General features: G+C 71.2%; 15 protein-coding genes and 1 pseudogene. 6 read left to right on the forward strand and 10 right to left on the reverse strand.

The features are described from left to right. Nucleotides 1–4 precede the first annotated feature (4 nt). Nucleotides 5–847 (reverse strand): oxidoreductase, encoded by an 843-nt coding sequence (locus tag OG867_RS13680; protein WP_406285417.1) that lies wholly within the window; start codon nucleotides 845–847, stop codon nucleotides 5–7. A gap of 78 nt (nucleotides 848–925) precedes the next feature. On the opposite strand from OG867_RS13680, the gene OG867_RS13685 reads away from it, so the two are divergent. Further along, a complete protein-coding gene (locus OG867_RS13685; RefSeq protein ID WP_406285419.1) occupies nucleotides 926–1,573 on the forward strand; it encodes a DNA-binding response regulator in 648 nt (215 codons plus the stop codon). 53 nt (nucleotides 1,574–1,626) lie between these two features. On the opposite strand, the gene OG867_RS13690 is transcribed toward OG867_RS13685, so the two are convergent. From OG867_RS13690 to OG867_RS13710, 5 genes and pseudogenes are all read right to left on the reverse strand, one after another. Then, entirely contained in the window at nucleotides 1,627–1,977 is a 351-nt protein-coding gene (locus tag OG867_RS13690; protein WP_406285421.1) for a hypothetical protein, read from the reverse strand. A 126-nt stretch (nucleotides 1,978–2,103) separates the two neighbouring features. Continuing rightward, the gene (locus tag OG867_RS13695; RefSeq protein ID WP_328901522.1) at nucleotides 2,104–2,493 is read right to left on the reverse strand and encodes a VOC family protein; all 390 of its coding nucleotides are present in this window, start codon (nucleotides 2,491–2,493) and stop codon (nucleotides 2,104–2,106) included. Further along, nucleotides 2,490–3,185 (reverse strand): VOC family protein, encoded by a 696-nt coding sequence (locus tag OG867_RS13700; protein WP_406285423.1) that lies wholly within the window; start codon nucleotides 3,183–3,185, stop codon nucleotides 2,490–2,492. The genes OG867_RS13695 and OG867_RS13700 overlap by 4 nt, the downstream gene beginning before the upstream one ends. An 86-nt stretch (nucleotides 3,186–3,271) precedes the next feature. Beyond that, nucleotides 3,272–4,252 carry an endonuclease/exonuclease/phosphatase family protein gene (locus tag OG867_RS13705; RefSeq protein ID WP_406285425.1) on the reverse strand — a complete coding sequence of 327 codons (981 nt, stop codon included), beginning with the start codon at nucleotides 4,250–4,252 and terminating at the stop codon, nucleotides 3,272–3,274. Continuing rightward, a pseudogene (locus tag OG867_RS13710) lies at nucleotides 4,249–4,422 on the reverse strand (TetR/AcrR family transcriptional regulator); the annotation flags it as partial. The gene OG867_RS13705 and the pseudogene OG867_RS13710, both read right to left, overlap by 4 nt. 224 nt (nucleotides 4,423–4,646) lie before the next feature. On the opposite strand from OG867_RS13710, the gene OG867_RS13715 reads away from it, so the two are divergent. Then, nucleotides 4,647–6,017, forward strand: coding sequence for a collagen-binding domain-containing protein (locus OG867_RS13715; protein WP_406285428.1), 1,371 nt, complete (start codon nucleotides 4,647–4,649; stop codon nucleotides 6,015–6,017). A 7-nt stretch (nucleotides 6,018–6,024) separates the two neighbouring features. On the opposite strand, the gene OG867_RS13720 is transcribed toward OG867_RS13715, so the two are convergent. Next, nucleotides 6,025–6,516 (reverse strand): hypothetical protein, encoded by a 492-nt coding sequence (locus OG867_RS13720; protein WP_406285430.1) that lies wholly within the window; start codon nucleotides 6,514–6,516, stop codon nucleotides 6,025–6,027. Nucleotides 6,517–6,580: 64 nt separating this feature from the next. Between OG867_RS13720 and pip the strand changes: the two genes are divergently transcribed. Next, nucleotides 6,581–7,558 carry a prolyl aminopeptidase gene (gene pip / locus OG867_RS13725; protein ID WP_406285431.1) on the forward strand — a complete coding sequence of 326 codons (978 nt, stop codon included), beginning with the start codon at nucleotides 6,581–6,583 and terminating at the stop codon, nucleotides 7,556–7,558. 50 nt (nucleotides 7,559–7,608) lie between these two features. Next, nucleotides 7,609–8,604, forward strand: coding sequence for an aldo/keto reductase (locus tag OG867_RS13730; RefSeq protein WP_406285434.1), 996 nt, complete (start codon nucleotides 7,609–7,611; stop codon nucleotides 8,602–8,604). A 198-nt stretch (nucleotides 8,605–8,802) separates the two neighbouring features. On the opposite strand, the gene OG867_RS13735 is transcribed toward OG867_RS13730, so the two are convergent. After that, nucleotides 8,803–10,137, reverse strand: coding sequence for an MFS transporter (locus OG867_RS13735; RefSeq protein WP_328901510.1), 1,335 nt, complete (start codon nucleotides 10,135–10,137; stop codon nucleotides 8,803–8,805). A 78-nt stretch (nucleotides 10,138–10,215) separates the two neighbouring features. Continuing rightward, complete coding sequence (locus OG867_RS13740) at nucleotides 10,216–10,656, reverse strand: MarR family winged helix-turn-helix transcriptional regulator (RefSeq protein ID WP_018101514.1); 441 nt, start codon at nucleotides 10,654–10,656, stop codon at nucleotides 10,216–10,218. 167 nt (nucleotides 10,657–10,823) lie between these two features. Here OG867_RS13740 and OG867_RS13745 point away from each other — a divergent pair, with 167 nt between their 5' ends. After that, complete coding sequence (locus OG867_RS13745; protein ID WP_037821530.1) at nucleotides 10,824–11,048, forward strand: hypothetical protein; 225 nt, start codon at nucleotides 10,824–10,826, stop codon at nucleotides 11,046–11,048. A gap of 27 nt (nucleotides 11,049–11,075) precedes the next feature. Here the strand turns inward: OG867_RS13745 and OG867_RS13750 are convergent, their stop codons facing one another. Further along, nucleotides 11,076–12,521, reverse strand: coding sequence for an NCS2 family permease (locus tag OG867_RS13750; RefSeq protein WP_328901509.1), 1,446 nt, complete (start codon nucleotides 12,519–12,521; stop codon nucleotides 11,076–11,078). A gap of 187 nt (nucleotides 12,522–12,708) precedes the next feature. Between OG867_RS13750 and OG867_RS13755 the strand changes: the two genes are divergently transcribed. Continuing rightward, nucleotides 12,709–12,975, forward strand: a complete 267-nt coding sequence (locus OG867_RS13755; protein WP_406285437.1) for a DUF2530 domain-containing protein — start codon at nucleotides 12,709–12,711, stop codon at nucleotides 12,973–12,975. Nucleotides 12,976–12,997 lie beyond the last annotated feature (22 nt).

Consider the following 12,997-nt stretch of genomic DNA (forward strand, 5'->3'; position numbering starts at 1 on the left):
ACGGTCAGCCCCGCAGTTCCGCCACGTCCTCCTCCGTGAGGATCAGGTCGCGGGCGGCCATGTTCTCCTCCAGGTGGGCGAGGTTTCCCGTGCCGGGGATGGCGAGCAGGGACGGGGACGTGGTCAGGAGCAGGGCGAGCTGGACCTGGGTGGTGGTGGCGCCCAGGCGGGTCGCGACCTTGTCGAGGCGGGTCGTGTCCAGGGGGGTGCGGCCGCCGCCGAGGAGGAAGAACGGGACGTACGCGATACCGGCGGCCTCGCACTCCGCGAGGAGGGCCAGGTCGTCCGCGTACGGGTTCTGGACGCAGACCACGGGGGCGATGGCGCGGGCCTCCGCGAGCTGGGCGGCGTCGATGTTGCTGACGCCCAGGTGGCGGATCAGGCCCTCCTCGCGGAGGGCGGCCAGGACGGCGAAGCGTTCGGCGACGGACTCGCCGCCGGGGCCGCTCATGCCGCCCACCCGGAGGTTGACGACGTCGAGCCGGTCGACGCCGAGGGCGGTCAGGTCCGCCTCGACCAGGGCGCGCAGCTGGTCGGGGGTCGCCTCGACGCTCGGGTGGCCGTCGGGGCCCGGCAGCGGGCCGACCTTCGTCGCGATGACCAGGTCGTCGGGGTAGGGGGCGAGCGCCTCCCGGATGAGGTCGTTGGCGCGGACGTCGCCCCGGGCGTAGAACGCGGCGGTGTCGATGTGGTTCACGCCCAGCTCGACGGCCCGGCGGAGCACCGCGATGCCGTTCTCCGGGGTGCGGGTGGGGCCGTCGAACGTGCTCATCGGCAGGCGCATCGCGCCGAAGCCGAGACGGTTGACGGTGAGGTCGCCGCCGAGGGCGAACGTGGTGGTCGTCATGGATTCATGCTCTCCGGAGGGCCGGGCACGGCCCAGCGCGTGGCAGGTTACTGCCAGCCGTACTGCCAGACTGGCGGTATGCGGAACGAACAGATCTTCTCGGTCCACGGCGACGCTGAGCTGCTGACACGCGCCGGGCACCTCCTCGAATCCGCCCGCACCGAGTTCCTGTGCGCCGCCCGTACGCTGACGACCTGGCCCCGGCCGCAGACCTGGACGACCCCGGGCCCCGATTTCACGACCCGGAAGCTGCTCACCCCGGCGGCCCTGGCGGACGAGGCGACCCGCGCACACCTGCGGCTGGTACTGGACGCCGGCGCCCAGGTCCGCATCACCGACGCGGAGCTCCCGCACGAGACGATCATCATCGACCGCCGGGTCATGATCCTCGCGGGCCGCGAGGCGCCTTCCGGCCGCGAGTACTCCGTGACGACCGCGAAGAACATGATCGACGGCGTGCATTCGCTGTTCGACGCGATGTGGGACCGGTCGGCGGACTACGACGCGTACCTCGCCACGGACACCCCGCAGCTGACCCCGGACTCCCGCCGCATCCTGGAAGCGCTGAGCACGGGCCGCACCGACGACTCGGCCGCCCGCCACCTCGGCCTCTCCCTCCGCACGTACCGCCGCCGCGTGGCCGACCTGATGGTCACGCTCCAGGCGGCGTCCCGCTTCCAGGCGGGGCTGCGGGCGGGGAAGCTGGGGCTGCCGGGGGGCGGCTGAACCCGGGGCGCCCCCTCGCGCCGGAGCACGGAGGGGGTGCCAGGGGGCGTGGGTCAGGAGAGGCAGCCCGCGCTGGTCGGTCCCATCGAGGTGATCGTGTGCGTCACCGTGATGCTCTGGCCCGGAGACAGGGTGAAGTTGTACTCGGCGTCGACGCAGTACAGCTTCGACGTGTCGTTCGAGATGGTGGTGACCTCGGTGGGCCGCAGGAACGTGTAGTCGCTCCCGTCGGCGACGTACACCGTCGGCTCGTAGATGTCGTTCGTCGTCATGCAGATGTACCCGTCGATGTGGCACGGGGTGGCGTCGGCCGTCGCCGCGGTCGCCGCGCCCGAGCCGAAGGCGCTGAGGCCCGCCAGGGTGGCGCCGACCAGGACTCCGCGCATGACGTTGTGTCGCAACATGAGGGTGTTCCTTTGCAGTTGGGCGCGGAGGGTGACCGCGCTCGCTGAACTCCGCCGGTCCACAAAGGGGTTACCGCGAACCGGCGCGCGATCGGACGCTAGGAAACGGCCGTTACAGCTGCGTTACTACGGTGCCAGCGTGCGTACTACGCAGAACTCGTTGCCCTCCGGATCCGCCATGACCACCCAGCTGCGGCCCTCGCCCTGGCCCACGTCCGTGCGGGTGGCGCCCAGGGCGAGGAGGCGGGTCACCTCCGCCTCCGTGGAACGGTCGACCGGGCTCACGTCCAGGTGGAGGCGGTTCTTGACCGCCTTGGTCTCCGGGACCCGCTGGAAGACCACCGTCGGCGGCATCTGGCGGGCCCGGATGTCCTCCACCGTCGGGTCCCAGGAGCTGATCTCGACCATGTCCTCCCGGCGGTCGAGCACCGTGAAGCCCAGGACCTCGCACCAGAACGCGGCAAGGCGCTCCGGGTCGTGGCAGTCGACGCTCAACTCAGTGAACCTGCTGGTCATTCCGCAGCCTTCCGTAGCGTGAACTCATTGCCGTCCGGGTCCAGGAACACCCCGTCCGGTCCGCGCCGCGCGCCCAGTTCGACGAGGCGGGCGGTCTCCGTTTCGCCGTCCGCGTCCGGCGGGAGCGTCAGCTCGAAGTACAGGCGGTTCACGTCCGGCTTCGCGTTGACCGGCGGGCCGCCCCAGGTGAGCTTCGTGCCGCCCTCCGGGGACTGGACCGCCGTCTCCTCGTCCTGGTCCCAGACCAGCGGCCAGCCCAGGGCCGCGCTCCAGAAGTAGCCGACCGCCTGGGTGCCGTCGCAGGCGACCGCGCCGATCACCCCGGTGTCCGCCAGGAACTTGTTGCCGGCCTCGATGACGCAGAACTCGTTGCCGTCCGGGTCGGCGAGGACGATGTGGCCCTCTTCCGGCGTCTGGCCGATGTCGATGTGCCGGGCGCCGAGCTCCAGCGCCCGGGCCACCGTCTCCCGCTGGGCCTCCGGGGTCGCGCTCGTCAGGTCGAAGTGCGCCTGGTTCTGCCGGGTCTTGGGCGTCCGGCTCTCCGTGAAGCGGAGCGCGAAACCCCTGCCGTCCGGGGGAACGACGGCCGTGCCGTCACCGGACCGCTCCCAGCGCAGGAGCTCCGCCCAGAAGCGGGCCAGGTCCGACGGGTCCGTGGCGTGGAAGCCGATCGCTGAAAGGTGAGGGGTCATGTGCGGTACGTCTCCGATCCGTTGGCGTGCGCCCGCGCATACTAAGGACGGCGTACGGGAAGGGCATCCCGATTTCCGGGGTGCCCTCAGTCCAGCGTCACCCGCGCCGTCACCGGCAGGTGGTCGCTGCCCGTCGCCGGGAGCGTGCGGACCCGGCCCACCGTCGCCTCCCGCGCCATCACCTGGTCGATCCTCGCCAGCGGGAAGGACACCGGGAAGCTGAACGCGAACCCGCGCGCCGACACGTTCAGCCGGGACGTCAGGGGGGCGATCCCCCGGTCGTCCACCGTGGAGTTGAGGTCGCCGAGCACGATCACCGGGCCCGTGGTCTCCGCGTCCAGCGCCCGGCCCAGCAGCCGGGCGCTCTCGTCGCGGCGGGCGGTGCCCAGGCCGCCCGCGCCGAGCCGGAAGGACGGCAGGTGCGCCACGTACACCGCGACCTCGCCGTGCGGGGTGCGGGCGACCGTGCGCAGCCCCCGGCTCCACGGCCCCGGAATACCCTCCGGCTTGATGTCCACCGCCCGGGTGCCGGTGAGGGGGTGCCGCGACCAGATCCCGACCGTGCCCCGGACCTCGTGGAACGGGTAGCGGGCGACGAGTTCGGAGGCGTACGCGGGCAACGCCTCCGGGACCAGTTCCTCCAGGGCGATCAGATCGGCGCCCTGGGCCGCCAGCGTGCGGGCCGTGCCCGCCGGGTCCGCGTTCACATCGCTGACGTTGTGCTGCACCACGACCAGGTCACGCGGGCCCGGGCCCGCCGCCGGGAGCAGCAGCCCGCCGAACGCGTACGCCCACGCCACCACCGGCAGGACCACGGCCACCGCCGCGAGCGCCGACCGGCGCAGCACGGCGAGGGTCAGCAGGGGCACGACGGCGAGCCCGAGCCAGGGCAGGAACGCCTCCAGGAGGCTCCCCAGGCGGCCGGGGGTGTTGGGGACGACGCCGGGGGCGAGGAGGAGGAGCGCGGTGAGGGCGGAGGGGACGGCGAGCAGCCTGCCGTGCTGCCACCGGCCGGGGCGGGGCGGGGCCTGCGCGTCGGCACCGGCGGCCCGCCCCCGCACCCTCACGCCCTCCCCCGCTGCCCCGACCTGCGCAGCCGGGACCGTACCGCTCGCTGGGCCACCGGGCCCAGGCCCTCCAGCGCGGCGAGTTGGTCCAGGGACGCCAGGGCGCGTGCGGCTCCGGACGGGTCGACGCCCTCGCACAGTTCCAGGCCGACGAACGCCGCCGCAGACGCCTCGCTCATGCCCGTACCTCCTCGCGTACCGGACGCAGATCCTGCCGTATCCCGCGCGCCGGTGCGTACTCCGCCGTGAACGAGCCCAGCGCTGATGCCCCCGCAGTGACTGCTCAAGTGGGGGCCGGCATGGCCGCCAGTAGGGGGATGTCGGCGCGTGCGTGCGGGTGGCCCACGGCCTCGCCACCCGGAGCCGCCGGGCGCACGGGCATACGTTCCCCGGCATGAAACGCACCGCTGCCTTCGCCACGACGGCCTGCCTCCTGTGCCTCGCCGCCACCGCCGTCCCCGCCGCGGCCGACTACTCCGGCAACCCGCTGGCCGGGGACAACGGCTTCGGCGTACTCGTCCAGAACGACGCCGTGCTCGGCAGTACGGAGACCGAGGGGTCGGTGGCCATCGGCGGGAACCTCACCTACGGGCCGGGGTACAACGTCGCGCTGCAGACTCCCGGCACGTTCACCGCGCCCGGCGACGACCACCCGACCGCCCTGCTCGTCGGCGGCAGAATCGATCATGCGGCCAGCTCGCCGCAGGGCGTGCTCCAGGTCCTCAGCGACGGCTATGTGAAGGTCGGCGACCCGACCGGCTCCACGGTCTTGGACGAGGACTCCAACGGCGCCCAGGTGAACACCCGCATCGTCGCCGCGGGCGCCGGGTACGACTCGACGCCCCGCGTACAGGAAACGGTTCACCAGCCGGTCGAGTCCGTCACCGACACCACCGGGCTGCCGGACCTCGACGCCCTCTTCGCGACCTTCCGCGACCGCTCGGACGCCATCGACACCTGCGACACCAACGTCGTCCTGCGCGACGCCGCAGGCGACCCGCTCCCCGACCAGACGGGCTTCCCCGCCGGGACGAGCGCACACCTCACCCTCACCGAGGGCGAGACGAATGTGCTGCGGCTGACCGGCGAACAGCTGAACAACCTGTCCGAGCTCACCTTCGACAACCAGCCGACCGCGACGACCCCGTTCGTGGTCGACGTCGACACCACCGGCACGGACAGCACGTACGTCTGGCACATCCCGAACCTCGCAGGCGTCTCCGGCGACCAGGCCCCGTACATGCTGTGGAACTTCCCCGACGCCACCGACATCACGATCGCCGACGGGGACTCGCTGGAGGGCACGATCTACGCGCCCCGCGCCCACCTCACGGACCTCGACCCCTCCAACATCGAGGGCACGATCGTCGTACGGCAGCTCACGGCCGGACCGCTCAACGACGACGGCACCTCGGTGAACGCGGGCGAGATCCACCAGTTCCCGTTCGCCGCCGACATCGACTGCGACGGCGAGGGCCCGTCACCGTCGCCCACTCCGAGCCCGACGGACTCCACTCCGACGCCCACCCCGTCCCCCACGGACTCGACGCCCACGCCGACGCCCACGGACACCACTCCCGGTCCGCACCCGACGCACAGCCACCCCGCGCCGCCCGACCACGGCGACCACCACCACCGCCCCCCGCACGGCGGCTGGCTCGCCGACACCGGCACGTCCTCCAGCCTCTACGCGGCGGCCGGCGCCTTCGCCCTGGCCACAGCCGGGATCTTCCTCATGGGCCGCAGGCGCCGCCCGAAGCACTGACGCGGAATCACCGCCCCGGAAACCGCTCCCCGCACGCACTGCAGAACACCGGCGCCGACTCCGGGGACATCCGCCCGCACTCCGGGCACACCCGGTCCAGCGCGCACGGCGCCTCGCCGCCCTCCTGCGCGTACACCGTCGGCTTGAGCGTCAGGCCGGGGCGGCGGCGGTGCACCGTCAGGTAGGCGAGGCCGTCCGGGCCCGCCGTCACGGACCGGCGCGAGGTGCGGGGCAGCCAGGTGACCGTGCTCGGGGCCAGCGTCAGCGGCGCGGAACCGTCGCCGGGCACGATCCGGCCGCCGCCCGCGAGGACGACCAGCAGCACGTCGAGCACGTCCTCCTGGTGCTCCCCGACCTCCGCGCCCGGCGGCAGCCGCACGAGGTTCGCGTCCAGCTCCCTCCCCGCGCGGTCGAGCCGCCACAGGGCGCCCCGGTCCTCGGGGGACGCGGCGGCGAGCAGTTCGTCCAGTACGGCCAGCACCTCGGGAGTCGCGTTCACGCCGCCCAGGCTACGACCGCGCCCGCCTAAGCTGTACGCCGCCGAGCGAGGGAGACACAGCGCCATGGGACGGTTGCCCGACGAGAAGTACCCGCCGATCGAGCCCTACGAGCACGGCATGCTCGATGTCGGCGACGGCAACCACGTGTACTGGGAGGTCTGCGGCAACCCCGCCGGAAAGCCCGCCCTCGTCGTCCACGGCGGCCCCGGCTCCGGCTGCACCGAGCGGCCCCGGCAGTACTTCGACCCGGAGCGCTACCGCGTCGTCCTCTTCGACCAGCGCAACTGCGGCCGGTCCACCCCGCACGCGAGCGACCCGGCCGTCGACCTGCGGCACAACACCACGGACCACCTGGTCGCCGACATGGAACGCCTCCGCCAACACCTCGGGATCGACCGCTGGCTGCTCTACGGGGGTTCCTGGGGCTCCACGCTGATCCTGGCGTACGCCGAGCGGCACCCGGAGCGGGTCACCGAGATCGTGATCCCGGCGGTGACCACGACCCGGCGCGCCGAGATCGACTGGCTGTACCGGGGCGCCGGACTCTTCTACCCGGAGGCGCGACACCGCTTCCGGGCCCACGTCCCGGAGGCCGCGAGCGACGCGACCCCGGATGTGCTCGCCGCGTACGCCCGGCGCACCGTGGACCCCGATCCGGCGGTACGGGCGCGGGCCACGGCGGAATGGTGCACCTGGGAGGACGCGGTGCTGTCCGGGGAGGCGTACAGCGGCCCTCCCCCGTACAGCGGGCGGCCCGGCCGGGCGCAGGAGGCGCTGGTGCGGATCTGCTCGCACTACTTCTCGCACGGCGCCTGGCTGGAGGAGGGGCAGCTGATCCGGGACGCGGGGCGGCTGGCCGGGATTCCCGGAGTGCTGGTGCACGGGCGGCGGGACATGGGCGGGCCGCTGGGCACGGCGTGGGAGCTGGCCGGGGCGTGGCCGGACGCGGAGCTGACGGTGATCGAGGACGCGGGGCACCTGGGCGGGGCGGCGACGAGCCGGGCCATCCTCGCGGCGCTGGACCGGTTCGCGAGGGCGTAGAAGCGGACACGCTTGCTTCGAGCGCGCTCGAAGGAGTTGGCTTGGGCTCCATGAAGTACACGCAGCTCGGACGCACCGGACTCAAGGTAAGCCGCCTCGTCCTGGGGACGATGAACTTCGGCCCCCAGACCAACGAGAGCGACAGTCACGACCTCATGGACGCCGCGCTGGACGCCGGCGTCAACTTCTTCGACACCGCGAACGTCTACGGCTGGGGCGAGAACAAGGGCCGCACCGAGGAGATCCTCGGCACCTGGTTCGCCAAGGGCGGCGACCGCCGCGACAAGGTGGTGCTCGCCACCAAGGTCTACGGCAACATGGGCGCCGACGGCGAGGCGTGGCCGAACCACGACAAGCTGTCCGCCGTCAACATCCGCCGGGCCGTCGACGCCAGCCTGAAGCGGCTCCAGACGGACCACATCGATCTGTACCAGTTCCACCACGTCGACCGGGACACCCCGATCGAGGAGATCTGGCAGGCCATCGACGTACTGATCCAGCAGGGCAAGATCCTGTACGCCGGTTCCTCGAACTTCTCCGGCTACAAGATCGCCCAGGCCAACGAGCGCGCCCGGCAGCGGGGCAGCTACGGCCTGGTCAGCGAGCAGTGCATCTACAACCTGATGGAGCGCGGCGCCGAGATGGAGGTCATCCCGGCCTCCCAGGAGTACGGCCTCGGCGTCATCCCGTGGTCGCCGCTGCACGGCGGCCTCCTCGGCGGGGCGGTCCGCAAGGAGCGCGAGGGCGGCGGCGCCCGCTCCACCTCCGGCCGCTCCGGTGAGGCGCTGGCCGACCCGAAGGTCCGGGCGCAGATCCAGGCGTACGAGGACCTGCTCGACAAGCACGGTCTGGAGCCCGGTGAGGTGGGCCTCGCCTGGCTGCTGACGCGGCCCGGGATCACCGGCCCGATCTCCGGCCCGCGCACGCGGGAGCAGCTCGACTCGGCGCTGCGCGCGGTGGAGCTGGAGCTGTCGGCGGAGGTGCTGGACGCGCTGGACGAGATCTTCCCCGGCCCGGGCCCGTCGCCGGAGAACTTCGCCTGGTAGGTCCTCGGAAAGGGCCTAGCCGACGGCGGCCGCCACGGCGACGACGGCGAACATCAGTACGAGCACGGCCGCCATGATGCGGTTTCTGGTCTTCGGGTCCACCCGACGAGCGTAACCGGACCGGCATACGTGAACGCGACGCGGCCCCGCCCCGGGAGAACCGGGAGCGGGGCCGCGTGGCGTACGGAAGGGAATCCCTTACGCTGCGGTCGCCAGCTGCTCGCGCTGGACGAAGCGGACGTGCGGGCGGCCCGGGCGCAGGTCCACCTTGAGGCGCAGACCGCCGAGGCGGGCCAGGATCACGCCGATGACGACCGCCGCCGCGAGGGACAGCGCACCGCCGACGACCATGCCGGTGCGGGCACCGTACGCGTCGCTGATCCAGCCGACGATCGGGGCGCCCACCGGCGTACCCCCGGCGAAGACCATCATGTACAGGCTCATCACCCGGCCGCGCATGGCCGGGTCGGACGCCATCTGGACGCTGGTGTTGGCACTGATGTTGGTCGTCAGGCCGATCATGCCGATCGGCACGAGCAGGACCGCGAAGATCCAGACGTTCGGCGCGAGCGCCGCGATGATCTCCAGCAGGCCGAACGCCGTACCTGCGGCGACCAGCATCCGCAGCCGCGAGGCGCGGCGGCGGGCGGCGAGCAGGGCACCGGCCAGGGAGCCCGCGGCCATGAGGATGTTGAAGAACGAGTACATCCCGGCGCCGCCGTGGAAGATCTCGTCCGCGAAGGCCGTCAGCCAGATCGGGAAGTTGAAGCCGAAGGTGCCGACGAAGCCGACCAGGACGATCGGCCAGATCAGCTCGGGGCGCCCGGAGACGTACCGCAGCCCCTCGCGGAGCTGCCCCTTCGCGCGCGGCACGACGACGGACTTGTGGAGCTCACTCGTCCGCATCATCATCAGGCCGACGAGCGGGGCGAGGAACGACAGGCCGTTGAACATGAAGGCCCAGCCGCTGCCGACCGTGGTGATCAGCACACCCGCGACGGCGGGACCGACGAGCCGGGCCGACTGGAAGTTCGCCGAGTTCAGGCTGACCGCGTTGCGCAGCTGCGCGGGGCCGACCATCTCGGACACGAACGCCTGACGGGCCGGGTTGTCGACCACGGTGACCATGCCGAGCAGGAACGCGATCAGATAGACGTGCCACACCTGGACCACGCCGGAGAGCGTGAGCACGGCGAGCACGACACCGCAGGCGCCCAGGGCGGCCTGGCTGACGAGCAGGAGCTTGCGCTTCGGCAGCCGGTCGGCGATGACGCCGCCGTACAGGCCGAACAGCAGCATGGGGAGGAACTGGAGCGCCGTGGTGATGCCTACGGCGGCGGCGGACCCGGTGAGGCTCAGCACGAGCCAGTCCTGCGTGATGCGGGACATCCAGGTACCGGTGTTGGAGATCACGGCGCCCGTGGCGAACAGGCGGTAGTTGCGGATCTTCAGCGACGAGAAGGTCCCGCCGGTCTTGCTCTCGTGGGTGGAAGTCGGTGCGGGGGCGGAGTCTGCTCCGGATCCCGTACTCAAAAGGGTTCGCCTCCTCGGCGTGGACATCTTGCTGATCGACGGGGACGGAGACGCGCTCTCCTGGCGGAGACGCGTCTCTCACAGGTGGGCGAGCTTCTCCAGCACGGGCGCCGCGTTGCGCAGCGTCTCCCACTCGTCCTCGTCCAGGCCCTCGGCGAGCGTGGTCAGCCAGGCGTTCCGCTTCTTGCGGCTCTCGGCGAGCATGGCCTCGGCCTGCTCGGTCTGGCTGACCATCTTCTGACGACGGTCATCGGGGTGCGGTTCCAGCCTGACCAGACCCTTCGATTCCAGCAACGCGACGATGCGGGTCATCGACGGCGGCTGGACGTGCTCCTTGCGGGCCAGCTCACCCGGAGTGGCGGAACCACAGCGGGCGAGCGTCCCGAGCACCGACATCTCGGTCGGGCTCAGCGACTCGTCGACGCGCTGATGCTTCAGGCGCCGGCCGAGGAGCATGACGGCGGAACGGAGGGAGCTCACGGCGGCGGCACTGTCGCTGTCGTGGATCAGGTCAGGCATGTTTGTTAGCGTAACTCATTACCTACCCTAAAGACCACTTGTGTTACACGCGCGTAAGCGGGATCACCTCGACCACTGCGACCGGTTCACCAATCGATCACCCAAACGAGTGAGCCACCGGCGGAAAATCTCGCGCGGCGAGCCCCTGGGGCGTAACCCTGCTTGGCATGGGATCGACAGTGCTCAGCCTGCGCATAGACGGTGAGCTGCTCGACCGGCTCAAGCAGCATGCCGCAAAACGCGGAATGAGCGTCCAGGACTATGTGGTCCGGACGCTCATTCGCGACGACTTCGACGAGCGCTTCCAGTCGGCCGTCGAGGAGACGGAGAAGTTCTACGGGCCGGAGAAGCTCTGCCCTGCGGACGGCGTGCCGGCCGAGGAGGTCAACTGACCTCCGGGGCCGGCCCGCGCCCCGCCCCTACGTGAGGCCGAGCGCCGGCATCATGTAGTAGAAGACGAAGACCGCCGACACCGCGTACATCGCGGCGGGCACCTCGCGGCCCCGGCCGGAGGCCAGGCGCAGCACGGTGAAGGCGATGAAGCCGATGCCGATGCCGTTGGTGATCGAGTACGTGAACGGCATCATGACCATCGCGAGGAACGCCGGGATCGCGAGCGTGAAGTCGCTCCAGTCGATGTCCCGCACCGAGCCCGCGATGATCAGGAAGCCCACCGCCAGCAGGGCGGGGGTCGCCGCCTGCGAGGGGACCATCGTCGCCAGCGGCGTGAGGAACAGCGCCACCGTGAACAGCAGACCCGTGACGACGCTGGCCAGACCCGTGCGGGCGCCCTCGCCGACACCCGCCGTGGACTCCACGAAGCAGGTCGAGGCGGAGGAGGAGGTCGCGCCGCCCGCGGCGACCGCGACACCGTCCACGAGGAGCACCCGGTTGATGCCCGGGAAGTTGCCGTCGGCGTCCGTCAGCTTCGCCTCGTCGCCGACGCCGAGGATGGTGCCCATCGCGTCGAAGAAGCAGGACAGCAGCACGGTGAAGACGAACAGGATGCCGGTCAGCACGCCGACCTTGTGGAAGCCGCCGAGCAGGCTGAAGTGACCCAGCAGCCCGAAGTCCGGGGTGGCCACGGGATTCCCCGGCCACTCCGGCACGGTCAGGCCCCACGCCCCGCCCGGCAGGTCCGCGACCGCGTCGATGATCAGCGCGACCACGGTCATCGCCACGATGGAGATCAGGATCGCGCCAGGCACCTTGCGGACGATCAGGATCAGGGTGAGCAGCGCGCCCAGCACGAAGACCAGGACGGGCCAGCCGTTGAGGTGGCCGTCGGAGCCGAGCTGAAGCGGCACGGTGGTGTGCGCGGCGTCCGGGATGCGGGAGACGAAGCCCGAGTCGACCAGGCCGATGAGCAGGATGAACAGGCCGATACCGATCGCGATGCCCTTGCGCAGCGAGCCCGGTACGGCGTTCATCACGCGTTCCCGGAGCCCGGTCGCGACGAGCAGCATGACCACGATGCCCGCGAGGACCACCATGCCCATGGCGTCGGGCCAGCTCATCCGGGGGGCGAGCTGGAGGGCGACGACGGTGTTGACGCCGAGGCCCGCGGCCAGCGCGATCGGCACGTTGCCGATGACGCCCATGAGCAGCGTCGAGAACGCGGCGGTGAGCACGGTCGCGGTGACCAGCTGGCCGCCGTCGAGCTGGTGGCCGTACATGTCCTTCGCGCTGCCCAGGATGATCGGGTTCAGCACGATGATGTAGGCCATCGCGAAGAAGGTCGCGAATCCGCCGCGGATCTCGCGGGCGACCGACGACTTCCGCTCGGAGATCTTGAAGAAGCGGTCCAGCCCGTTGGTCGGCTGGGGAGTCGGGGCGTCGACCGGAGCGGTGGCCGAGGGGGACATGTATGACCTCAGTACGTGCCTAGAGGGGATCAAAAGTGGTCAGCTTTGGACTTTCACACGAATAATTCGAGCCAGCCGTAAGCAGATTCAGTATGAATACATAAGGCGAAGATCGCTATCTCCGCGCGTAGACCCTTGGGCCGACTGGCCCGACGACGCTTATATACGCGACGCATACACTGGCCGCATGGCGAAGTGGACACCCAAGCACGAGGCACCGGAGCCCCTGGAGGGCCCGGTCGTCGCGACCATCACCGGCGGCACGATCCTCTGGTTCGTCCTCTTCCTCGTCCAGCTCCCGTTCTACGGCTGGTACGACGACCACGGCCATCTGTGGTGGGTGTGGACCTGCCTGGCCGGCGCGGGCCTCGGCCTGATCGGCATCTGGTACGTACGGGGCCGCGACGCGGCCCTCAAGCGCGCGGCAGCGGCGACGGACCCGCAGGCCGACTGAGGCGGAGCCCCGTACCGTCGAA

The sequence above is a fragment of the Streptomyces sp. NBC_00209 genome, assembly GCF_045206345.1.
Taxonomy (GTDB): Bacteria; Actinomycetota; Actinomycetes; order Streptomycetales; family Streptomycetaceae; genus Streptomyces.

Excerpts from the sequence above, each read along its gene's own strand:
- OG867_RS13740 (WP_018101514.1), bottom strand. The coding sequence starts at position 10,656 with ATGCCTGACCTGATCCACGACAGCGACAGTGCCGCCGCCGTGAGCTCC.
- OG867_RS13695 (WP_328901522.1), bottom strand. The coding sequence starts at position 2,493 with ATGACCAGCAGGTTCACTGAGTTGAGCGTCGACTGCCACGACCCGGAG.
- OG867_RS13715 (WP_406285428.1), top strand. The coding sequence starts at position 4,647 with ATGAAACGCACCGCTGCCTTCGCCACGACGGCCTGCCTCCTGTGCCTC.
- OG867_RS13750 (WP_328901509.1), bottom strand. The coding sequence starts at position 12,521 with ATGTCCCCCTCGGCCACCGCTCCGGTCGACGCCCCGACTCCCCAGCCG.
- pip (WP_406285431.1), top strand. The coding sequence starts at position 6,581 with ATGGGACGGTTGCCCGACGAGAAGTACCCGCCGATCGAGCCCTACGAG.
- OG867_RS13690 (WP_406285421.1), bottom strand. The coding sequence starts at position 1,977 with ATGTTGCGACACAACGTCATGCGCGGAGTCCTGGTCGGCGCCACCCTG.
- OG867_RS13745 (WP_037821530.1), top strand. The coding sequence starts at position 10,824 with ATGGGATCGACAGTGCTCAGCCTGCGCATAGACGGTGAGCTGCTCGAC.
- OG867_RS13730 (WP_406285434.1), top strand. The coding sequence starts at position 7,609 with ATGAAGTACACGCAGCTCGGACGCACCGGACTCAAGGTAAGCCGCCTC.
- OG867_RS13680 (WP_406285417.1), bottom strand. The coding sequence starts at position 847 with ATGACGACCACCACGTTCGCCCTCGGCGGCGACCTCACCGTCAACCGT.
- OG867_RS13700 (WP_406285423.1), bottom strand. The coding sequence starts at position 3,185 with ATGACCCCTCACCTTTCAGCGATCGGCTTCCACGCCACGGACCCGTCG.
- OG867_RS13755 (WP_406285437.1), top strand. The coding sequence starts at position 12,709 with ATGGCGAAGTGGACACCCAAGCACGAGGCACCGGAGCCCCTGGAGGGC.
- OG867_RS13685 (WP_406285419.1), top strand. The coding sequence starts at position 926 with ATGCGGAACGAACAGATCTTCTCGGTCCACGGCGACGCTGAGCTGCTG.